Here is a 20,329-nt window from a genome sequence, read left to right on the forward strand (position 1 = left end):
CCTCCCCGAGCACATTCTCAAAGGAAGTACCACCATGTCCTCCACCCCCAGTCCACTGAACCTCGTCAACGTCACCCTCGAATACCCGGACGGGGACGGAACCATCAAAGCCCTCGACACCGTGAACCTCACGGTCCAGGCCGGCCAAATGATCTCCCTCGTCGGCCCGTCAGGATCCGGCAAATCCAGCCTCCTGGCCGCCGCCGCCACCCTCGTCCGCCCCACCCACGGCCTCGTGATCATCGACGGCACCGACGCCACCGGGCTCGGCGACAAAGACCTCACCGCGCTGCGGCGGGAGAAAATCGGCATTATCTTCCAACAGCCCAACCTGCTCGCGTCCCTGACCGCCGCCGAACAACTCATCATCGGCGACCACCTGCGCGGAAAACCCCTCAAGGCTGCCCGGTCCAAGGCCGCCGAACTGCTGGGCATCGTCGGACTCAGCTCCAGTGCCGACAAACGCCCGCACCAGCTCTCCGGCGGCCAGCGCCAGCGGGTCAACATCGCCCGCGCCCTGATGGGGAATCCGAAGGTCCTGCTCGTGGACGAACCAACCGCGGCCCTGGACCACGAACGCAGCGACTCCATCGTCCGGCTCCTGCGCCGCGTCACCGACGACTTCATGGTAGCCACCGTCATGGTCACCCACGACACCGAATTCGTCCCCCTGACCGACTCTGTCGCCACGATGCGCGACGGTAAACTCACCGCCCCCGTGCGGACGTCGGTCTGATACCACACATCCCCCGCCAACCCGCGGGCCCGTCCCTGAAGGCTTCCGCCCTTCACCCCACCAATCCAAGGACCACCTCTCATGAGGAAGATCCCTCTCCTACCTGATCGCCGGCCTGGCGTCCGGGCTGTTCTACCCTGAATTCACCAAAGCCAACGACTTCACCGGCGACAGCCAGCTCTCCCTTGATTGGTTCGGATCGCTGCAATCGTGGCAAGCACAGCAGCCAGAAGAACGAAACCTCCAACAATGGCAAAGAGCAGAAACGCCCAGTCCGACATATCTGAACCAAATCATGTTCCTGCGAACGCGACAGAAGTTCCCGGACACGTGAAGCCCGAGTTCCACCCCACGTGTTTGGGCATGCACCCAAACCGATAACCCGCTTACCAGTTCATAGGTCCGTCATGTTCGCATTTGATGCGAACATGACGGGGGCGTTGTAAAACAATGCCGGGCGCGGCGGCTGCCCCCCGTCCGGAACGGGATGGATTCCGGGATGCCGGCGGCAGGTGAAGTTTCTCTTCACACTCAAGGAATCCCCTGCTCTCATTCCGCGGCCCGGTTCGTAGACCTGAGAACCTGGCGGAACCCGATCCGAAACTACCCCAGCTCCAGTTCCAGGCACTCTGGGCCGATCGCTGGGATGAGAATCCGGGCGTGCCGCTGCAGGACTTCGCGAGGGTGGGTACCCTGCACGCAGATGGCAATCATGCCTGCGGCGTCAACGGCACCCAGACCGGGCAGCGAGTCCTCAAATACGGCGATGCGGGCAGGGTTCTCCAACCCAAGCACCGCGGCAGCGCGCTGGAAGCCTTCCGGATGCGGCTTACCCTCAGAAACGTCCTCGTCCGTAACGATGACGGCGAATAGGTCCAGCAATCCCGCCCGCTCCAGAGCGGGAATCACCTGCGGCCTGCTGGCCCCTGTCACCACGCCCAGCTTCAGGCCGGCGGTGTGCAGTGCGCGCACCAGCTCCCTGGTGGCAGGTGGGATGAGGCTCTCGTGCGCCACACGGGCATTGTATGAAGCGTCAATGAGGCGCAGAAACTCATCCACCTCCCGCGGCGGGCCTGACGCGAGGGCCAAAATAGCCCCCATTATTTCGCGGTCGCTGCGGCCGGCCAGATCCTCCTGATACTGCCGTTCGGTGATGGTGACGCCACACTCGCTGGCGGCCAGTTCAATAAACAGATCCCGCAGCACGCCTTCGTCGTCAGAGAGCGTGCCGTTAAAATCGAAGAGCACACCGTCAAGACTCGTAAGGCTTAATTTGACTCCGGCCGCCACTGCGCCCATAACTTGGTTCCAATCTGCATGTGGTTGTGTGATCCAAGGACAACGCAGCGGCTTTCCCGCCGTTCAGCGCACCCGACCACAACCATGTTTGGTCTAGACCATCTGGCTTTCACGTGAAAGTGTAACCCGGATCAATAGGCAATAAACCACGCACGGCGCACGCCGAAGGAACTGCACCGTACCAGCCGGCCGGGCACTGGTCCAGCCATGGCCCTATGCTTTGGTTCGGGTCAGTCATTTCACTGAAGATCTCACTTGGGCTGCGCGAAGGGGACCGGAAAATCAATATCGACGAGTTGCTTGAGCAGGCACAGATGCTCACTTTTGACGCGGCCAGGCCGGCCCATCAAACCATCCACGGCTGGTTGGCTGAGCTGATCGAGGCTGGCTTGCTGCCCTCCGGCAGCAAGCTTCCCGCCGAGCGGCAGCTGGCCGGGGCGTTGGGCATCAGCCGGATGACACTCCGCCAGGCCCTGGATACGTTGCAGCATGAGGGGTGCCTCACCCGCGCCGTTGGCCGCGGCGGCGGATCCTTCATCTCGGAGCCGAGGGCCTCCGTGGACATCTCCAACCTGATGGGACTGAGCGCCCAGTTGCTCAAGAGTGTCCATAGCGCATCCTCCCGCCTGCTCGGCTCCGAAACCGGCCCTGCCGGGAGATCCGCCGCAGACGCCCTGCAATTGCCGCCCGGTGCTTCAGTTCACCGGATTCGACGCATCCGCTACGCTGCTTCAACTCCGGTGGTACTGGAGGACTCGCATTTCCCGGCGGAGCTGTTCCCCGGGCTGCTCGGCCATCATCTCACCGGCTCGCTTTACGCCGTTTTGGGCGAACAATACGGTCTGGCCCCGTTCTCCTCCACCGAGGAGCTGAACCCCTCGGTGGCCGGAACAGCGAATTCGACGCTGCTGGGAATCACCCCCAGCACCCCGGTGCTGAACATCAAAAGAACCGCTCTCTCCGAAGATGGCCGGCCGGTCGAGTACTCAGAGGACGTCATCCGCACCGATCGGCTACGGATCATCGTCTCGGGCCGTCTGGACCCTTCGGGCAAGTAGCCGGCGGAACACCTCCCCGGAAGGCTCGCGGAACACTCAGTCCTTTCGGTCTAGACCATTGTTCACTTGGATGATGCTTTGCCTTCACCGTGTGGCCACACTGCGCTGTAACGGTTGTTTCCTCGCCGGACCCGGCGCCACCCCGAACCTGGAGATCGACAATGAATCCCTTAGCCATCTCTACGGCATCGCTTTCGCCCGGAGTTTCCCGCCGCAGTATGCTGCGTGGCGCTTTCGGGCTCGCTGGCCTGGCCGCAGTTGGCGGCTCACTGGCTGCCTGCGGCGGCACCTCCGCTCCGGTAGCCAGTGTCGGAACCAGCCTGACGGACATCATCGCCGGCGCCAAGAAGGAAGGCAAGGTCCAGCTCATCGCCGTTCCGGGGGATTGGGCCAATTACAAGGGCCAATTTGATGCCTTCAAGAAGAAATACGGCATCGAGACCCCGGTGGCCAACCCGGACGGCTCCAGCGCCGATGAGCTCACGGCGGTGAAGAACCTCAAGGGCCAGAACACCCAGCCGGACGTGATTGACATCGGGTATTCCTTCACCCAGCCCGCCATCGACCAGAAGTTGATTGAGGCGTACAAGCCGAGCAGCTTCGAGGACATCCCGGCTGATCTGAAAGACCCCGACGGAATGTGGGTTGGCGCCTACTACGGCGTAGTCCAGGTGGGCACCAACACCAGGAGCGTCGAAAGCCCCAAATCCTGGGATGACCTGCTGGACCCGAAATACAAGGGCAAGATCGCCCTCCCCGGTGACCCCCGCAAGGGTGCCTCATCCATCGCGGCTGTCTTCGCGGCCGCGTTGGCGCACGGCGGCAGTCTGGACAACATCCAGCCCGGCATCGACTTCTTCGAAAAACTGGCCAAGTCCGGCAACCTGGTGAGCATCACCTCCCCCGTCTCGGCCCTCAGCACCGGCCAGGCCGCCGTCGTCTTTGACTGGAACTACAACTTCCTGGGCATGACAGGGGAGCTGGCGAAATCTGGCGCCACATTGGAAACCACGGTGTTCTCCAACGGCGTTTTTGGAAATTACTACGCCCAGCCGGTCACCGCCAAGAGCCCGCAGCCCAACGCCGCCCGGCTCTGGGTCGACTGGCTGACCAGCGACGAAGGCTCAGAGCAGTTTGCTCTGGGCGGTGCCGTACCGGCCCGCTTCGTCAAGCTCAAGGCCGCCGGCAAGCTCTCCGCAGAAGCGCTGGCCAAGCTGCCCAGCGCCGATGTGATTGCCCAGATCAAGTTCCCCACCATTGCCCAGGGCACTGCCGCCAGCCAGCTGATCATTGACCAGTGGGGCCAGAAGGTCGCCGCGCAGTGACCATCCAAACTGCACGCGTCATACCCGAAGCCGGTCTGCCGCCGTCGGATCCTGAATGCCCGGCGGCGGCGCGGTCACCGCGAAGCCGCAGCAGCAGTCTGCTCGGCTGGCTGGGCGCATTGCCGTACCTGCTGTTCTTGGCAATCTTTCTCATTGCTCCGATCGCCACCAACATTTGGACCAGCTTTCAGGTGGATGGGAGTTTTTCGCTGGCCTCCATGTCACGGCTCTTCGAGCCGCAGTACCGGGATGCATTTGTGCAGACCATCAACCTTTCCCTGCTCACGGCTGGAATCGGCGGCGTGCTGGGCCTCACTCTGGCCTGGGCGTTGGCCACCAGCGAGCGGCCCAACTGGCTGCGGAATCTGGTGCTCTCTTTCTCTGCGGTGGCCTCCCAAATGGGCGGTGTGGCACTCGCGTTCGCGTTCATAGCCGCTATCGGGGTCCAGGGCCTGGTGACCCGGATGGTTCTCAGCCTGACCGGCTGGAACCTCAGCGACAGCATTCATCTGGCATCCTTTTGGGGTATCGCAATTGTGTACCTGTACTTCCAGATTCCGCTGATGGCCATTCTGATGCTACCGGCTTTCGGATCGCTGAAAAGGCAGTGGTCGGAGGCGGCATACAGCTTGGGTGCCAGCCGCTTCCGCTATCTCAAGGATGTCGCTTTCCCCATCATGTGGCCGTCCACCATTGGTGCGCTTCTACTCCTCTTCGCCAACTCCTTCAGCGCCTATGCCACGGCCTACGCGCTGGCTGGCGGGCGGGTCAACCTGGTGCCGATCCTGATCGGATTCTTCATCTCCGGCAACGTCATGACGGATGACAGCTTCGCCGCCGCATTGGTCACCGGGATGATCGTGATCGTGGTGCTGGCCATCGGCCTGCGGACCCTGCTGGAACGGAGAACCAACAAATGGCTGCGCTAGATACATCTGCTGGATCGAAACCCCTGCCCGGGCAACGCCGGCTCAGTGTGCAGAGTGCGGCCCAGGTGACCGTTTTCGCCGTCGCCCTGATTCTCTTCTTCACGCCGCTGGTGGCCTCCGCAGTATTCGGCTTCACGCTGCCGGGCAAGGGATTCACCCTGGATTCCCTTGACGCCGCGGTGCAGAACGCCGACTTCCTGTCGCAGCTGTCCACCACGCTGCAGCTGGCCGTGCTCAGCACTCTGGCGTCTCTGCTGCTTCTGGTTCCGACTCTGCTCTTTCTGCACCTCCGGGCACCCAAGCTGCTGCCGATCACCGAATGGCTCTCCGTGATCCCGTATGTCGTGCCGGCTATTGCCCTGGTGAGCGGCGCCAATCTGTTCTTCCGCAGCGTGGCACCCAGCTTTCTGGTGAGCACCTACTCGTTGGTGCCGTTCTATGTGGTGCTGACCCTGCCTCTGGTGTATCGGACGCTGGACGCAGGCATTCGTTCGCTGGACATCCGGACCCTGTTTGCGGCCAGCGCCAGCCTGGGAGCCACGCCCGCGCAGACTCTGGTGCGGATTATTCTGCCAAATCTGCGCGCCGCGCTGCTGGGGGCAAGCCTGCTTTCCTGCGCGCTGGCACTGGGCGAATATGCGCTGGCCAGCCTGCTGCTGCACTCCACGTTCCCGGTATTCATGGTGCAGGTGGGTATGAATCAACCCCGCGCCGCCGCCGCGCTGTCTTTCCTGGCAATTGTCGTCACCTGGTTACTGCTGATGACACTCTCAAGCGCGTCCACCAGGCGGAAGAAGAAACAACGCTCCACACAATTCAAGCGGCAGGTCGCCAAAGACCTGCCCCCCAAAGAGTTCGCCCCCGCGGGGCCGCCCTCCTTTACGAAAGGTAGATCCCGATGACACGGGAAGCCGCAGAAGTTTCATTGACCGGAATCACCAAGAGTTTCGGCGGACGGACGGTGCTGGACAATCTGGATCTGACCCTCGACGGCGGAGAGCTGCTGGCACTCCTGGGGCCCTCCGGCTGCGGAAAGACCACCATACTGCGAGTCCTGGCCGGCCTGGAGTCCCCGGACGCAGGTACGGTACGGATTGCCGACCGTGACGTGACCCGGACCAGTGTGCGCAACCGCGGCATCGGAATTGTGTTTCAGGCGTACAGCCTGTTCCCCCATATGACTTCCGTGGAAAACGTCGCGTACGGGCTGCGGATCAGCGGTGCCAGCCTGGGCAGACGCACGGAGCGCGCCACGGAACTTCTCGAGACCGTGGGGCTGCAGGAGCACCGGGACAAGTACCCCAGCAGCTCTCCGGTGGCCAGCAGCAGCGCGTTGCCCTGGCACGTGCGCTGGCGATCGAGCCGCGCGTGCTGCTCCTAGACGAGCCTCTCTCTGCACTTGATGCCAAGGTCCGCGTTCGTCTGAGGGAGGAAATCAGGCGGATCCAGACGCAATCAGGGACCACCACCCTCCTGGTCACCCACGACCAGGAAGAAGCACTGACCGTGGCGGACCGTGTGGGCGTGATGCTCAATGGCAGGATCGAGCAGCTAGGCACGCCGGAGGACGTCTACCAGCGCCCGCGGACCGCTTTCATCTCGGAGTTCGTAGGAGCGGTGAACCGCATTCCGGCGACCCGGGAAGGTGGCCTGGTGGTGGTGCTAGGCCGGCGGCTGACCATTTCCAACCCGGCCCAGGCCGCTTTGCCGGCCACAGCATTGGAGGCTCTGGTGCGGCCGGAGGACCTGGAGTTAAGCGCCCAAGGTGACGGACCCGGCGTCATCAGTTCCCTGGTGCTGCGCGGCGCCGTGACAAGCATCAATATTGAACTTGACGGCTCCTGCCTGCGCGTGGACCTGCCTTCGCATCTGGCGGCCGACTACACCATTGCCCAGCGCGTTGCCGTTGCCCCCCGCCGCAGGACTGCGCTGGTGGATGGAGCCCGCCACGGCGCGCCGGCCAAGGAAGAGGACGCCGCGTGAGCCCGAAAGTTTGTCTGGTGGGCATCGATGGCCTGCGCCTGGACATAGCGCGAGGCAGCGGCCAGATGCCAACACTAGAAGCGGTGATCGCCGACGGAGTGTTCAACGAGCTGCAGATGGAGGTGCCGACGCTTTCCGGACCTGGCTGGTCCACGCTGCTGACAGGCCGCCCCCATGCAGACCATCAGGTCAAGGACAACCACTTCGTGGGCCATGCCCTGCTGCACTGCCCGGATCTTCTCAGCCAGGCCTACTTCGCTGACCAAAGCACCACTACCCTGGCCGCCGCAGGCTGGCCCCCGCTGGTGGACCCGTCCGGTACCGGCCCGGTGATCTGGGAGCGACGCGAGCAGCAGCGCTCCGGACAGCACCGGGTGATAGCCCGCGACGGCGAGACCTACGGCTACAAGCTCGTGGATGCCGAGATCGCGGAACATGCCGTCGCCGGGATTTCGGGCTACGGGCCGGATGCGTCGTTTATCTACTTCTGCGACGCTGATGACGAGGGCCATGTTTATGGGCCGCATACACCGGAGTATGCGGCAGCAATGGGCCGGGTGGACAACCATCTGGCGCGGATTCAATCCGCCATCCGACACCGGGTTGAGGTTCTGGGCGAGGATTGGATCCTGGTGCTGACCACGGACCACGGCCACCGGGATGAGGGCGGACACGGCGGCGACAGCCAGGTGGAGCGGACATCCTTTGTGGCAGCCACCCGCTTCGGCGGCTCCCTGGCGGACTGGCCCACCCAGCTCACGCCCGGCCAACTTGTCCCCCTGCTGCTGAGCTGCCTCTCCGCCTAACGTTTCTCGGCGGCGGGGCTTCCGGTGTCCTGCGGGTGACGGATTCATCCGTGGACAGACAGGTCCAGCCGGCCCTACTTGCCGTCGCTGGGGTGGGTTGTCTGTCGTCCCGGCATGTGCCCCCGACCTGTGGTCGGGGGCACATTTACAGTTCTCCGAACCGGCGGCGTGAGTTTCCATCCCGATCTTCCCCCGTGCCCGGAGGGTCATCCGTGCACGGCGCGGCCAATCTGACGCTCCAGCCACAGGGAAGCCTGGGTATGCATGGCGTGGGCTGCCGCCGGAATGTCCCGACACCCCACCGCGCTGTTTGTCGTCGGGGACGGCGGTGCCTGCCTCCGCTAAGGGAATCGCCCAACCGCAAGTTCTCCCGGCCAAGCGGCACCGGCGGACTGCATGGAGGGTCCGCTGGCTCTACTTTTCGCTTGTGGTTGCCTCTATCGATTCCCGGTGGAAGTCGGTGTGCCACACGTCCGTCTCACCGGTGTTGTCGGTGACCATGTATTCGGGCCACCGATCGAACGCGGAGCAGGGATGAGAGATGCCAAACTCCACGATATCGGTGACGTTGATTCCCCTGGCCCCGGTCAGGACGGCATGGTGGTCAAAGAGTTTTGCGACGCAAGCCGTCGCGTCCGGTTTGCTGGCGCCTTCCGCGGTCCGGACGGTTAACACTGTTGGCAGGCCGGCGTCGTAGGGCAGGTCGCGTTTGCCCGCCCCAACAATGACCATCCCGTCCTCCGGTGCGGACAGAACCACCGCCTGGACGGCGAGAGCAGGGATGAGTCCAGGGACGGGGCTGACGCCCGCGTAGGTGCCATGGTCGTGTGTGACGTAACAGCCCGAACGCAACAACCGGACAGTGCCGGGCACATCGGAGTCGGTGGGAAGGAACTCGATAACGCGGTCGGGGAACGCAGAACCGCCCATGGAGTAGACCGGGTTCGGCGTGTCGAACAGGTCCGCGACGGAGAAGTAGACATCCCGCACACTGCGGCAGTGGTCATCGACAGCGACCACAATCTCTTGGTCGCGACTGTTGGGAACCACACCTTCGTAGCCGGCTACACCGACGAGGCGGAGTCCGCCAGTTGAGCAGACCAGTTCGGCAACAGACCGGGCCGCGCTGGTGCTTCTTAGCCCGGTCCGGCCGCCGGCAGCGCCGACGTCGAGGAGAACTTCCAGGGCGACGGCAGAAGTACCAAAGAGGCTGGCGGCAGCGGCGACTCCTTCCTTGGAATCCACGAAAATGCGGATCTGCCGTGTCGGATCCTCCGTGAGCCACGCGTGAATACGGTTGAGGCCGTGGCGGTCAACCACCTGATTAGCGATCAGAATGTTGCGATAGCCCCAGTCGATAAGGGTGCCGGCCTGGTCAACGGTGGCAACGGTGACCCCGTTCGCACCCGCGTCCGCCTGCCGCCTAATAATAGGGGCAGACATGGTCGTTTTGACGTGCGGGGCGAGCACCACATTCCGGCTCTCACACCAGGCGGCCATGACTGCGATGTTGTGATCGAGGGCGTCCCGGTCGAGCCGGAGGTGCGGATACGCGAGGGCCTTCACCTCCATCGGCCTGTGACGATCTGGCATGGCCCGGCGATCCGCGTTCTTTCCATTCAGCAACTTTACAACTGCCGACGCACAGCAACCGGATCGGAGGTCTCTGTCCTTTCAGGTGCGGATGGCTGGCATGCCGAGGTTGGTTGGGCCACGGCTGGCCAGCCGTTGCGCGTCGGCGCGCTTCTCTTGGAGGAATCGGCTGAGTGGACAGCCGCGCATGTGCGGGTTGAGTCTCGTGCCGAGGACGGATCCGTCTCTATCGGGAATCGGCACCGTTCGCGCGCCAGGCACACATCCGGCGCCGACTTCCCCATGCACTTCAAGAGGGCGCTTTGACCCTGCACTACCAGCCAATAAGGCATCTGGCGACGGGAAGGGACTGCGGTGTCCAGCCGCTTCTGCGCTGGACCGACAGCGAACTTGGACCCGTAGCCCCGGCCGAGTTTATCCCCGTGGCCCAACACACTGGGGAGATCCACGACATCGATAGCTGGGTCGTGGACCAGGCCTGCGCACAGGCCCGGCTCTGGACAGACGCAGGAACGCCGCTGAAGATCGTCAATTACGGGACTTCCCCTGGGCTGCCGTGCAGCTTCGGGAACTGGTCGACGCCGGTATCGGCGTAGCGTTGGACGATTACGGGACCGGCCATTCGTCCCTGTCATTGCTGCGGGAGCTGCCACTGACCGCCGTGAAAATCGACGAGTCCCTCATCGACACCATAGACGCCCTGGCTGCTTCGAGTTCGTTGGGGGAACTCAGACGATGGGCCTGCGGAGTTACCGGAACCCCAAGGTTGCCGTTCCGGGGGCTGGAGATCGCATGAAGGAAACGCTCACCGTCTTGACGTCCGTAGTTGAAAGCGTCTAGTTGGTCTGGCTGTACCAAGGATCAACCGGAATCACTCTTCCCCCGCGTCCGTCTTCTTCAACTAGTCGTCCATAGACTTTGACGGGGCGCAGGACGAGTCTTCGGTCGTTGATCCGAACACTGGGAAAATCTGCCCCTAGCCTAATGAAGAGCCGCTCAAGATGGCTCAACGAGTTGGTTCCAAGAATCAGGATGACGTTGCTTGCGCTGGCCACGGCAGCACAGAAACGCGTCTCGGGCCACTCGCCGACAATCCTGCCGAAGGTTTGCACCTGCGCGTCAGGCACCTCCAGCAGCAGAAGCGAGGAAGTGGGGAAGCCGAACAGAGGACGGGCTACATCACAGCGGAAGGTGATCTCACCGGAACGGAGCAGCAGGCTGATCCGGCGCCGTATGGCGTACGCGGAAGCGCCGAGTTCCGCTGAAAGGTCTTCATAGCCTCGTCTTCCATCTTTGCCCAGGGCCAGGAACAACGGACGATCGGCCAGACCGAGGTGAGGGATCCCGGTGCGGAGTGGGTCTAAGACCAGCTTCATGACGCCAGTTTGACGAGAAGAAATAATTCCCTGACGCCAGACGACACCACCGAACATACTGCCGAAAACGTTGGTCCGGACCCGGAGAACACCCTCTTCCAGAGCCAGATCATGGAGCAGCGTGTGAGAGATCGAGGCAGTGTCCGGAGCTAAAACTATGCAATACACCTGGAAGTCTCCGGTGGTCACGCCGGCAGTAATCACATCAGGCCGTTCGGCCAGTCGTCGCGCCACTGCGAGTTCCTGAGATGGGGAACACCGCACCTCGATAAAAGCACCCAGGGAGCTCTGCGGACTCAGGGCAATGGTGGACCAGGCCAGGCCGCTCTCCACCAGCTTCTGCCAGCGGCGCGAAAGCGTGAGCGCGGAAGAATCCAGAACCCGTGCAACCGTTGCCCAGGAAGCGCGCGAATTTATCTGAAGCGCATCAACAAGTTCGGCATCGACTTCGTCCGGAACAGGCGAATCCAGAGGATCCGGGATCTTCACGTTATCTCCTAAACCTTCAAAAGTTCGTGGAATTTTGTTCAAAAGTTTCATTTCCGGGCCGTCTCCCGAAACGGATCTAGTCTACTCGCATAAGCGTTCGTGATCTCGAACACACCTTTCGCAAAGGGAAAACCGTGTCCAATCATCCAATCAAGTCCCCTGCAGTGGCCAGCCGACCAGCTGAAGCCGCGGTCTACCGCAAAATCAGCCTGCGCCTGCTGCCGTTTCTTCTTCTGCTCTACACGTTCGCCTATCTCGACAGGGTGAACATCGGCTTCGCAAAGCTCCACATGTCCACAGATATCGGCCTCAGTGAGGCCGCATACGGTTTGGGCGCCGGGCTGTTCTTCCTCGGATATGCCCTCTTCGAAGTGCCCAGTAACCTCCTGCTGGTACGAATCGGAATCAAGAAGACCATCATGCGCATCATGTGTCTGTGGGGGTTGACCGCAGCAGCCATGGCCTTTGTCCAGAACGAGACAGCCTTTTACGTCCTGCGTCTGCTGCTGGGAGTCTTTGAAGCGGGATTCGCTCCCGGAATCATTTTCTATCTCACGTACTGGTACTCGACCAAGCGCATGGCCGGGGCCATGGCTATCTTCATGCTGGCGGGCCCCATCGGCTCCATGATCGGGGGCCTTTCTCAACCTTCCTCATGGAATCATTCCAGGGTGTCGGCGGCTTTGCCGGCTGGCAGTGGATGTTCCTGGCCCAAGGCCTGCCGTGTCTTGTCCTGGCTTTCCTCGTCTGGAAGTACCTGGACGATTCGCCTCGGCAGGCCAAATGGCTGACCCCGACAGAGTAAGGACATCCTGGAACGCAGTATTGCTGCCAGCAACACAGAAGACACCGCCGGCGGCAAACACGGAGCACACAGCTTCCGCGCAGTCCTCCGTGACCGCAAAGTGTACGCATTCTCCTTTGCATACTTCGCACTGATCAGCGGAATCTATGCCATCAGTTTTTGGCTGCCGACCATCCTTAAGGACAACGGCGTCACCAGCATCCTTCAGGTCGGATGGCTGACAGCCATCCCCTACGCCGTAACAATCATCGCCATGGTCATGATCGGACGAAGTTCAGACAAAACGCGCGAACGGAAATGGCATGCCGTGACTCCAGCCGTGCTTGCCGCTGCCGGACTGCTGACCGCAGCATTCACTTCATCCATTTTCGGAGTGTCATTCGTCGGAATGATCATTGCCACCGCCTGCCTCTGGGGCGCATACACAGTCTTCTGGGCCTTGCCGGCGGCCCATCTGAAAGGAACCGCGGCGGCCGGCGGAATTGCCCTGATAAACAGCATCGGCCTGCTGGGCGGTTTCGTCAGTCCGTTCATCATCGGCATCATCAAAGACGCCACGGGAAGCACCCAATACGGGCTCGTCTTCATCGTCATCCTGGTCCTCGCCGGCGCTGCCGTTCTCTTCCGCACGCTGTCAGGCACGAAGCTCCCCGCTGAGACGCCGCCGGCACCTGCCGCAGACAGAATCGAGACCCTGTGAAAATCCTGGTTGCAGGTCTCCTCCACGAGACCAACACGTTCGCACCGACACCCGCTCGCTACGAAAACTTCGTCAACGGCGAAGGCTTCCCCAGCATGCGCCGCGGGGCCCACCTGTTCGAGCTCGCAACGGTAAACATCCCGATCGGAGGATTCCTGCAAGCCATGGAGGGCTCCGGGCACGAACTTGTCCCCGTCATCTGGGCGGCCGCCTCGCCGTCCGGACCGGTGGAATCCGAAGCGTTCGAGCGGATCGTCGGAGAGATAACGGCAGCCTGCGCAACCGAACATCCTGATGCCGTCTACCTCGACCTGCACGGAGCAATGGTGACCGAGGAGTACGAGGACGGCGACGGCGAAATCACCAGGCGCGTCAGGAGCATCGTCGGGCCAAACGTCCCGATTGTCATCAGCCTTGACCTCCACGCCAACCTCAGCGATGAAATGTTTGAGATGGCCGACGCCATGGTGGCATACCGGACCTATCCGCACGTGGACATGGCTGAGACCGGACGCAGGGCGGCCGAAATGCTCACCACCCTTTTCAATGGCGACAAGCTCCACTGCCAGTGGCGGCGCATCCCGTTTCTGATCCCGATAAACACCGGGTGCACGCTGCTCGACCCGGCCCGCGAGCTCTACCAGAGCCTCGATGAACCGCGCGCCGCCGCCGCGGTGCTTAGCATCGCGGCAGGTTTTCCCGCAGCCGACATCCAATGCTGCTCCCCGGTGGTTTTCGGCTACGGCGAAGACGCTGATCATCTCTTACAACTCGTCGAAGAACTCGAAGCCGCAGTCAACCGGGCAGAGCCGGACTTCTTCCAGACCCTCCTGACGCCCGAAGAGGCCGTGGCGCAGGCTGTCGCTCTGGCCGACGGTAAGAACCGGCCCGTCGTCATCGCAGACACCCAGGACAATCCAGGTGCCGGCGGTAATGCGACGACCACCGGAATGCTCAGGGCGCTCTTGGACGCTGATGCAAGAAAATCGGTGCTGGCCTCTATCTTCGACGCAGGGATCGCGGCAGCCGCCCACGAAGCAGGTGAAGGGAATGGCATCACCGCCACGTTCCCCGGCTCCACGTCCCATGGGGACTCTCCCCTTACCGGGGACTTTGAAGTCGTCACCCTCTCCGACGGCCATATCCGGTTTGGTGGTCCCATGATGAACGGCAACGAACTCGAACTTGGCCCGACGGCCGTTCTTCGATCGGGCAATGTTCAAGTGATAGTAACGTCACAAAAGGCCCAGATCATGGACCGTAATCAGCTCCGAATGGCCGGAATAGTTCCCGAGGACCAGCACGTCCTCGTCCTCAAGAGCTCAGTCCACTTCCGCGCGGACTTTCAGCCCATCGCCGAGGACATTCTTGTCGCCTGCGCACCGGGACCCATGGCGGCCGTGCCGGCCACATTGCCCTGGACGAACCTCCGGGCAGGGACTCGACTGGGTCCATTGGGGCCCGAGTTCATTCATCAGTCGGCCACCAAGTCCGTTTAGATTCTCCAACCCGACAGCACCATGCCCGCTCCACGCGCAGCACCTCGCGGAACCGCAACGTCACCACCACAGGAAAGAACACCAACAGATGTCGAAAACTCCCAACGCCACCTCCCACGTCGAGCGTCGGCTCCAGACACTCGGAATCGAGCTGCCTGGGTGACTTATCAAGCAGCAGACAGCTCGACGCCGGTAACGGAAGCCCAGCCACCACGGGTATCGGAGAGGTCCGCCGTCATCGACCTGGACGCCATCCGCCACAACGTCCGCCGGCTCGCGGCCGTGGCGTCACCGGCGAAACTCATGGCTGTGGTTAAGTCCGATGCCTATGGCCACGGGGCGATCCCCGTTGCCCGTGCGGCACTGGAAGCCGGAGCCAGCTGGCTCGGCGTAGCCCATATTTCCGAGGCCCTTGACCTGCGTGCCGCCGGGATCGACGCCCCGCTCCTGGCCTGGCTGCACACCAAGGAAAGCAACTTTGCTGCGGCCGTCGCGGCCGGCATCGACATCGGGATCTCCGGTTGGGAACTCGAACACGTCGTGGCCGCAGCGCGTTCGCAGGAACGCCCAGCCCGCGTCCACCTCAAAGTGGATACCGGCCTGGGGCGCAACGGTGCCACCACCGGCCAATGGGACAAGGTGGTGGGCGAAGCCATGGAATACCAGGACAAGGGCCTGCTGCGCGTCGTCGGGATCTTCTCCCATCTCGCCGTTGCCGACGAGCCTGAACGGCCCGAGACGGACGAGCAGCTGCGTGCCTTCCGGGAAGCCCTCGCCATCGCGGCCGACGCCGATGTGGACGCCGAGGTCCGCCACCTGGCCAACACTCCCGCCACCCTGTCCCGGCCGGACACACACTTCAACCTCGTGCGCGTGGGACTGGGCATCTACGGCCTCTCACCCTTCGTCGGCCAGACATCGGAGGAACTCGGGCTGCGCCCGGCCATGACAGTGCGCACGCTCGTTTCCAACTGCAAGGTGGTGCCCGAGGGCCAGGGAGTCTCCTACGGCCTGAACTACCACACCCCTGGCGAAAGCACCCTGGGCCTGATTCCCCTGGGCTACGCCGACGGTGTTCCGCGGATCGCCACCGGCGGGCCGGTACGCGTCAACGGAGTGAACTACCCCGTGGTGGGCCGGATCGCCATGGACCAGATGGTGCTGGACTTCGGCCCTGGCTCCGCTGGCCCGGGCGCCGGCCTGCCGGGCGCCGAGGCCGTGATGTTCGGCAACGGACTGGACGGCGGCCCGACGGCGGACCATTGGGCTATGGCCGCCGGCACCAACAACTACGAGATCGTCACGCGCATCAGTCCGCGCGTGCCGCGCGCGTACATCAATGAGGTTCCGAGCGCCGGTGCACCCGGCACCAAACCTCCAGGTTCCTTTTTCACATCCCCCCATCGCCCTTCTGCGAAAGGCAAATCATGATCGTTTCAGTTCCCAAAGAGATCAAGAACAACGAATTCCGCGTGGCCATCACGGCAGCCGGTGTCCAGGAACTTCGGGCCAACGGCCATGAAGTGCTGGTCGAAGCCGCAGCCGGCCTGGGCTCAGGCATCAGCGACCAGGAGTACTCCGTAGCCGGCGCCGAGATTGTGAAGAACGCCGACGAACTGTGGGCCCGCGCGGACATGGTCCTGAAGGTCAAGGAGCCGGTTTCTGCCGAATACCACCGGTTCCGGGAAGGTCTGGTCCTCTTCACATATCTGCACCTGGCGGCGGAACCTGAACTCACACACGCCCTTGTTGAGGCGGGCGTCACCGCCATCGCCTACGAAACTGTTCAAACCGCAAACCGCGCACTGCCTCTGCTGGCCCCCATGTCTGAAGTTGCCGGCCGGCTTGCCGTGCAGGTTGGTGCTTCCTCGCTGATGGCCCCGGCCGGCGGCAAGGGTGTACTGCTCGGCGGTGTCCCCGGCGTCCGCCCGGCAAAGGTTGTCGTACTCGGGGCCGGCGTGGCCGGAACAAACGCTGCAGCCATGGCGCTGGGCCTGGGCGCAGATGTCACCATCCTGGACATCAACATCAACATCAACCGGCTGCGTGAGCTCGACGCCCAGTACGCCGGCCGGCTGAAGACAGTTGCTTCCAACAGTTACGAGATCGAGAAGTCAGTAATCGACGCAGATCTCGTTATCGGTTCGGTGCTGATCCCGGGAGCGAAGGCACCCAAGCTCGTAACCAATGAACTCGTCGCGCAGATGAAGCCAGGATCGGTCCTCGTGGACATCGCCGTGGACCAGGGCGGTTGCTTCGAAGACAGCAAACCCACCACACACGAGGAGCCGACCTTCAGAGTTCACGACACCCTGTTCTACTGCGTGGCCGACATGCCCGGAGCGGTCCCCAACACCTCCACATACGCGCTCACGAACGTCACCCTGCGCTACGCCGTGGCACTGGCCAATCGTGGCGTCAAGGACGCCCTTGAGGCGGACCCCGCCCTTGTTTCAGGCCTGAATGTGATCGGCGGAAAGGTCACACACCGGTCCGTCAGCGACGCGCACGACTTCGAGCTGGCAGCGTGGCAGAACCTCCTCACGGCATAACCCCAGCCGGCAGAGATCCCTCGACCGCCTGAACAGCGCGAGGGAATATCTGCGGCACGACAAATCCAGGAGTGCCTCAGTTCCTAGGAAGTGGAACGCCCACGCCGTTTACCTGATTCAGTTTCGCTGCGGCGTTCCTATAGGGTCGCGATAGGGCCGTCTTCGGGGGGTCGACCACCCAAATTTCGTAGCCGCTCGCCTGATCAACGTAGATTCGTGTGTGGGATGCGTGCGCGGCCAGCCAAAGGCCGGAGGCATCGGGCATTATGGCTTCGACTCGGCCGGTGCGTTGGATGGCTCCCCTGAATCGAAGCTCAACCTGCACACCCGTCAAGTTATTCCAGTCTTCGACCCGGCGGAACGAGGCACTTTCCTCCGGCAATAACTCCATAGGGGCTCCTAATGCGTTGATGATATTCCCGGCAGGTACATCAGTGCCGGTAATCTTCCGATCGGGTCGGTAGGTGGTATCAGGATGTCGTTTGAGGCTTGCCCCCATGCATGGTCACGCGGGCCTCGGCTGGGAAAAAGCTATGCGGTCGGGCTGTCTGCCGCTTCCCAAAACTGCATCGTGGTGCCGTAGGGGACATCTCGGCTCAGAGTAATCGCGTATCGACCAACGTCAATGCGAGTCACGCTGATGCCCACTCTTTGTTTTCGGGCTGCAGGCATGAGGACGTCCACTGCTTTGTGAAGGGCGTCGTCAAGCTCCTGCCGTTTCTGTACAGCAACCTCGATATGTTTTGTCACTTCGGTTTCACTTTTACCTTCGCAGTGTTTATGGGCATGTGAGACGGCAGAAATTTCGGCCAAGTGGCAGGACAAGACAATAGGTTTACCTGCGGTAAGCCGCCCAAAGGCCTCCTAGGATGGACCGTGGATTGGCACGATTTGAGCGCTGAGGGCCCCGCACACACAAGACGCGGGGACCTTCCGCTGGTTGGTGAAAAGCTGAGCGATGTGCCCTAGACCGGCGCGCTAGTGGACCTCCGGTTCAGCATCCGAGTGACTAGCTCAGTTGGCTGGAGTGGTCAACTATTGGTGACGGTTGGTGTTACTTTTAGCCGGCTCCGTTACCTGGCCCTCGGAGGTCGGGGAAAGCTTGGGTTTCCCTGTTATGAACAGCCGCCGCACTACTTGACCGTCGGCCAGCGCGTCGAGTCCCTCGTTGATTTCCTTCAGAGGCCTGGTGTCGGTGTGCAAGAGCTCGACCGGCAGGCGGCCTTCGCGCCACATCTGGAGGTAGCGTGGGATGTCCCTCGCTGGGACTGAATCGCCCATATACGAGCCGAGAAGTCTGTGACCCAGTCCGGCGAATTGGAGAGCTTGTGTGGTTATCATCTGATCCGGATGTGGCAGCCCTACGGACACCAAGGCGCCGCCGCGGGTAAGCAGGCTGAGGCATGACTCCATGACCTTGGCGCTGCCGACAGCCTCGAGGGCGACGTCCACTCCATCAGCGTGTTCTCGCACCAGCGCTGCCGCATCTTCGGGAGCGCCCGCGAAGTCTGCACCGCAGCGCTGCGCCAATTCCTGTTTTTCAATGAGTGGATCGATGGCAATAACGGTGGTTCCCTCAACCTGGGCCGCTGCCATCACAGCCATGAGGCCTACCGCGCCTAGACCGAAGATTACGATGGATTGACCTGGGGCGAGTTGTGCGGTGTTCAGCACCGCACCGATCCCGGTGAGGGCGGCACAGCCGAACATCGCGGCCGTGTCAAAGGGGACGTCTTTGCCTACCACTATTACGGATTCGCGGGCCACCACCGCGAACTCGGAGAAGGCGGAAACGCCCAGGTGATGGTGTATGCGTTCACCCGTCCGGGAGCGGAGCACCGCCTCGCCATGGAGCAGGTCACCTGTCCCGTTTGCGTCTGCTCCTCGGTGGCACAGTGCAGGGCGACCGGTTACGCAGGCCCTGCACTGTCCGCAGCTCGGTACAAAAACGACCACAACCCGATCGTCTTTCTGTACGTCAATGACACCGGGGCCAACCTTTGTGATGGTTCCGCTTGCCTCGTGGCCTAATGCCATCGGGAGGGGCCTGTGTCTGGAACCGTTGACCACAGAAAGGTCTGAATGGCAAAGGCTTGCCCGTTCAATCTTAACGACGACTTCTCCTGCTCGTGGCTCTGGAACGGGGATGCTTTCGAGCTGCAGAGGCATACTCGCCGAGTAGGGGCGCTCGGGGCTGGAGCGTCGCAGCACAGCGCTGCGCATGAAGTCAGGCATCGGCGCTTCCCTCGTAGCTTTCGACGCTCCGGTGCACGAGTCGAGGAATGATCTGTCCGGCGCCGATTGTTTGGAAATGCGTGGACTCGCGGTGGGCTGCGAAGCCTGCAGCATCCGCGTAGCGTTCCAGGATCACGAAATGCGCTTTGTCTTCCACGCCCTGGAAGAAGTCGTAGGACAAGTTCTGCGGCTCCTCCCGGCTCTTTTTTGCGAGGTCGCTCAGCAGTTGGGCTACCGTGTCGACCTCGTCTTCCTGGGCCTGGTAGTGGGCAACCACCTGGAAGTATTTCTGTGTCATTTACGAATCTTCTTTCTGTCTAGCTTGTCTACCGGCCAGCCAAGTCCCAAAGCTCGGCTGCGCTCGTGGAAACACCTTTGGCGCCTTCCTTGAGCGCAGCCGCGACGTCTGCCCCGGTGAGCACGAATCCGGCCGCGATAAATGGGGAGAGGCTGCGTTTTTCGCCCTCCGTCAGATGCGCTACAACGGGCCAGGGCATCACCTGCGCCAGATGGGGTTTGCTCTGTTCCAGAGCGGCGGAGTTGCGTGGCAGGTTGGAGCGGTCAGTTACGAAAACTTTCTGCATGGTTATCATGCCCATAGTGTTGGCGCGGTGGATCAGGGTTGTTTTCGTGCTCACCACACCTCTGGCGCCAATATTTTTCAAGTACTCAAGGGCACCGCGGTCCTGGCCCAGGCCGGCACACGCGTCCATGTTCACGAAGGTGAATTTGGAGGCGTTATCGAGGGCACGGAGGAGACCTTGCAGCTCATGTAGGGAGACGTGAGCCAGAATGCAGACGCGGCAATCTGATTCTAAAAACCGGGCCATCGCCTCCACACCGAAAACGGCGGCAATCACCGGGTTTCTGGTCAGGTTCTGGTCCAGTTCATGCGGAAGATCAGTCACGCCGAGGAGCCTCTTTCATATGTGGCATGCAGGTGC

Annotated in this window: 22 protein-coding genes and 1 pseudogene; 16 read left to right on the forward strand and 7 right to left on the reverse strand. The window is 62.2% G+C overall.

Features of this window, described 5'->3' with window-relative positions:
- Nucleotides 1–34: 34 nt before the first annotated feature.
- Nucleotides 35–736, forward strand: coding sequence for an ABC transporter ATP-binding protein (locus tag FCN77_RS02420; protein WP_137320967.1), 702 nt, complete (start codon nucleotides 35–37; stop codon nucleotides 734–736).
- Between the two features lie 127 nt (nucleotides 737–863).
- On the forward strand, nucleotides 864–1,070 hold the full coding sequence (locus tag FCN77_RS02425; protein ID WP_254679080.1) for a hypothetical protein: 207 nt from the start codon (nucleotides 864–866) through the stop codon (nucleotides 1,068–1,070).
- A 269-nt stretch (nucleotides 1,071–1,339) separates the two neighbouring features.
- Here FCN77_RS02425 and FCN77_RS02430 read toward each other — a convergent pair whose 3' ends face one another.
- Nucleotides 1,340–2,026: an HAD family phosphatase gene (locus FCN77_RS02430; protein WP_217496213.1), complete on the reverse strand. Its 687-nt coding sequence runs from the start codon at nucleotides 2,024–2,026 to the stop codon at nucleotides 1,340–1,342.
- 224 nt (nucleotides 2,027–2,250) lie between these two features.
- On the opposite strand from FCN77_RS02430, the gene FCN77_RS02435 reads away from it, so the two are divergent.
- The 7 genes and pseudogenes from FCN77_RS02435 (at nucleotide 2,251) to FCN77_RS02460 (ending at nucleotide 8,136) form a co-directional block, all read left to right on the forward strand.
- Nucleotides 2,251–3,093 (forward strand): GntR family transcriptional regulator, encoded by an 843-nt coding sequence (locus FCN77_RS02435; protein WP_137320969.1) that lies wholly within the window; start codon nucleotides 2,251–2,253, stop codon nucleotides 3,091–3,093.
- Nucleotides 3,094–3,254: 161 nt separating this feature from the next.
- On the forward strand, nucleotides 3,255–4,418 hold the full coding sequence (locus FCN77_RS02440) for an ABC transporter substrate-binding protein (protein WP_217496214.1): 1,164 nt from the start codon (nucleotides 3,255–3,257) through the stop codon (nucleotides 4,416–4,418).
- The gene (locus tag FCN77_RS02445; RefSeq protein WP_217496215.1) at nucleotides 4,415–5,347 is read left to right on the forward strand and encodes an ABC transporter permease subunit; all 933 of its coding nucleotides are present in this window, start codon (nucleotides 4,415–4,417) and stop codon (nucleotides 5,345–5,347) included. Before FCN77_RS02440 ends, FCN77_RS02445 begins: the two co-directional genes overlap by 4 nt.
- A 65-nt stretch (nucleotides 5,348–5,412) precedes the next feature.
- A complete protein-coding gene (locus tag FCN77_RS02450; protein ID WP_137320970.1) occupies nucleotides 5,413–6,249 on the forward strand; it encodes an ABC transporter permease in 837 nt (278 codons plus the stop codon).
- Nucleotides 6,246–6,679, forward strand: a pseudogene (locus FCN77_RS26570) (ABC transporter ATP-binding protein); the annotation flags it as partial. The gene FCN77_RS02450 and the pseudogene FCN77_RS26570, both read left to right, overlap by 4 nt.
- A gap of 36 nt (nucleotides 6,680–6,715) precedes the next feature.
- Entirely contained in the window at nucleotides 6,716–7,330 is a 615-nt protein-coding gene (locus tag FCN77_RS26575; protein WP_254679081.1) for an ABC transporter ATP-binding protein, read from the forward strand.
- On the forward strand, nucleotides 7,327–8,136 hold the full coding sequence (locus FCN77_RS02460; protein WP_175417118.1) for an alkaline phosphatase family protein: 810 nt from the start codon (nucleotides 7,327–7,329) through the stop codon (nucleotides 8,134–8,136). The genes FCN77_RS26575 and FCN77_RS02460 overlap by 4 nt, the downstream gene beginning before the upstream one ends.
- A 414-nt stretch (nucleotides 8,137–8,550) precedes the next feature.
- On the opposite strand, the gene FCN77_RS02465 is transcribed toward FCN77_RS02460, so the two are convergent.
- The gene (locus FCN77_RS02465) at nucleotides 8,551–9,729 is read right to left on the reverse strand and encodes an alanine racemase (protein ID WP_254678818.1); all 1,179 of its coding nucleotides are present in this window, start codon (nucleotides 9,727–9,729) and stop codon (nucleotides 8,551–8,553) included.
- 302 nt (nucleotides 9,730–10,031) lie between these two features.
- On the opposite strand from FCN77_RS02465, the gene FCN77_RS27515 reads away from it, so the two are divergent.
- Together FCN77_RS27515 and FCN77_RS02475 are read left to right on the forward strand one after the other, a co-directional pair.
- Nucleotides 10,032–10,325 (forward strand): EAL domain-containing protein, encoded by a 294-nt coding sequence (locus tag FCN77_RS27515; RefSeq protein WP_217496216.1) that lies wholly within the window; start codon nucleotides 10,032–10,034, stop codon nucleotides 10,323–10,325.
- On the forward strand, nucleotides 10,286–10,525 hold the full coding sequence (locus FCN77_RS02475; RefSeq protein ID WP_217496217.1) for an EAL domain-containing protein: 240 nt from the start codon (nucleotides 10,286–10,288) through the stop codon (nucleotides 10,523–10,525). Before FCN77_RS27515 ends, FCN77_RS02475 begins: the two co-directional genes overlap by 40 nt.
- A gap of 40 nt (nucleotides 10,526–10,565) precedes the next feature.
- On the opposite strand, the gene FCN77_RS02480 is transcribed toward FCN77_RS02475, so the two are convergent.
- Nucleotides 10,566–11,645 carry an Lrp/AsnC family transcriptional regulator gene (locus tag FCN77_RS02480; RefSeq protein ID WP_137320973.1) on the reverse strand — a complete coding sequence of 360 codons (1,080 nt, stop codon included), beginning with the start codon at nucleotides 11,643–11,645 and terminating at the stop codon, nucleotides 10,566–10,568.
- A 113-nt stretch (nucleotides 11,646–11,758) separates the two neighbouring features.
- Here FCN77_RS02480 and FCN77_RS26180 point away from each other — a divergent pair, with 113 nt between their 5' ends.
- The 5 genes from FCN77_RS26180 to ald all read left to right on the forward strand — a co-directional run bounded on the left by FCN77_RS26180 (nucleotide 11,759) and on the right by ald (nucleotide 17,150).
- Nucleotides 11,759–12,385: an MFS transporter gene (locus FCN77_RS26180; protein ID WP_217496218.1), complete on the forward strand. Its 627-nt coding sequence runs from the start codon at nucleotides 11,759–11,761 to the stop codon at nucleotides 12,383–12,385.
- Nucleotides 12,386–12,499: 114 nt separating this feature from the next.
- A complete protein-coding gene (locus tag FCN77_RS26185) occupies nucleotides 12,500–13,099 on the forward strand; it encodes an MFS transporter (RefSeq protein ID WP_217496219.1) in 600 nt (199 codons plus the stop codon).
- Complete coding sequence (locus tag FCN77_RS02490) at nucleotides 13,096–14,598, forward strand: M81 family metallopeptidase (RefSeq protein ID WP_137320974.1); 1,503 nt, start codon at nucleotides 13,096–13,098, stop codon at nucleotides 14,596–14,598. The genes FCN77_RS26185 and FCN77_RS02490 overlap by 4 nt, the downstream gene beginning before the upstream one ends.
- Nucleotides 14,599–14,757: 159 nt before the next feature.
- The gene (gene alr / locus FCN77_RS02495; RefSeq protein ID WP_137320975.1) at nucleotides 14,758–16,029 is read left to right on the forward strand and encodes an alanine racemase; all 1,272 of its coding nucleotides are present in this window, start codon (nucleotides 14,758–14,760) and stop codon (nucleotides 16,027–16,029) included.
- Nucleotides 16,026–17,150 (forward strand): alanine dehydrogenase, encoded by a 1,125-nt coding sequence (gene ald / locus FCN77_RS02500; protein WP_137320976.1) that lies wholly within the window; start codon nucleotides 16,026–16,028, stop codon nucleotides 17,148–17,150. Before alr ends, ald begins: the two co-directional genes overlap by 4 nt.
- 531 nt (nucleotides 17,151–17,681) lie before the next feature.
- Here the strand turns inward: ald and FCN77_RS26190 are convergent.
- The 4 genes from FCN77_RS26190 to FCN77_RS02515 form a co-directional block, all read right to left on the reverse strand.
- Entirely contained in the window at nucleotides 17,682–17,963 is a 282-nt protein-coding gene (locus FCN77_RS26190; protein WP_217496220.1) for a hypothetical protein, read from the reverse strand.
- Nucleotides 17,964–18,185: 222 nt separating this feature from the next.
- Nucleotides 18,186–19,319: an alcohol dehydrogenase catalytic domain-containing protein gene (locus FCN77_RS02505; RefSeq protein WP_368074308.1), complete on the reverse strand. Its 1,134-nt coding sequence runs from the start codon at nucleotides 19,317–19,319 to the stop codon at nucleotides 18,186–18,188.
- A gap of 58 nt (nucleotides 19,320–19,377) precedes the next feature.
- The gene (locus FCN77_RS02510) at nucleotides 19,378–19,683 is read right to left on the reverse strand and encodes a putative quinol monooxygenase (protein ID WP_137320977.1); all 306 of its coding nucleotides are present in this window, start codon (nucleotides 19,681–19,683) and stop codon (nucleotides 19,378–19,380) included.
- A 28-nt stretch (nucleotides 19,684–19,711) separates the two neighbouring features.
- A complete protein-coding gene (locus tag FCN77_RS02515; protein WP_137320978.1) occupies nucleotides 19,712–20,293 on the reverse strand; it encodes a glycerol-3-phosphate responsive antiterminator in 582 nt (193 codons plus the stop codon).
- Between the last annotated feature and the right edge of the window lie 36 nt (nucleotides 20,294–20,329).

The organism is Arthrobacter sp. 24S4-2 (assembly GCF_005280255.1).
In the GTDB taxonomy this organism is placed as follows: domain Bacteria; phylum Actinomycetota; class Actinomycetes; order Actinomycetales; family Micrococcaceae; genus Arthrobacter.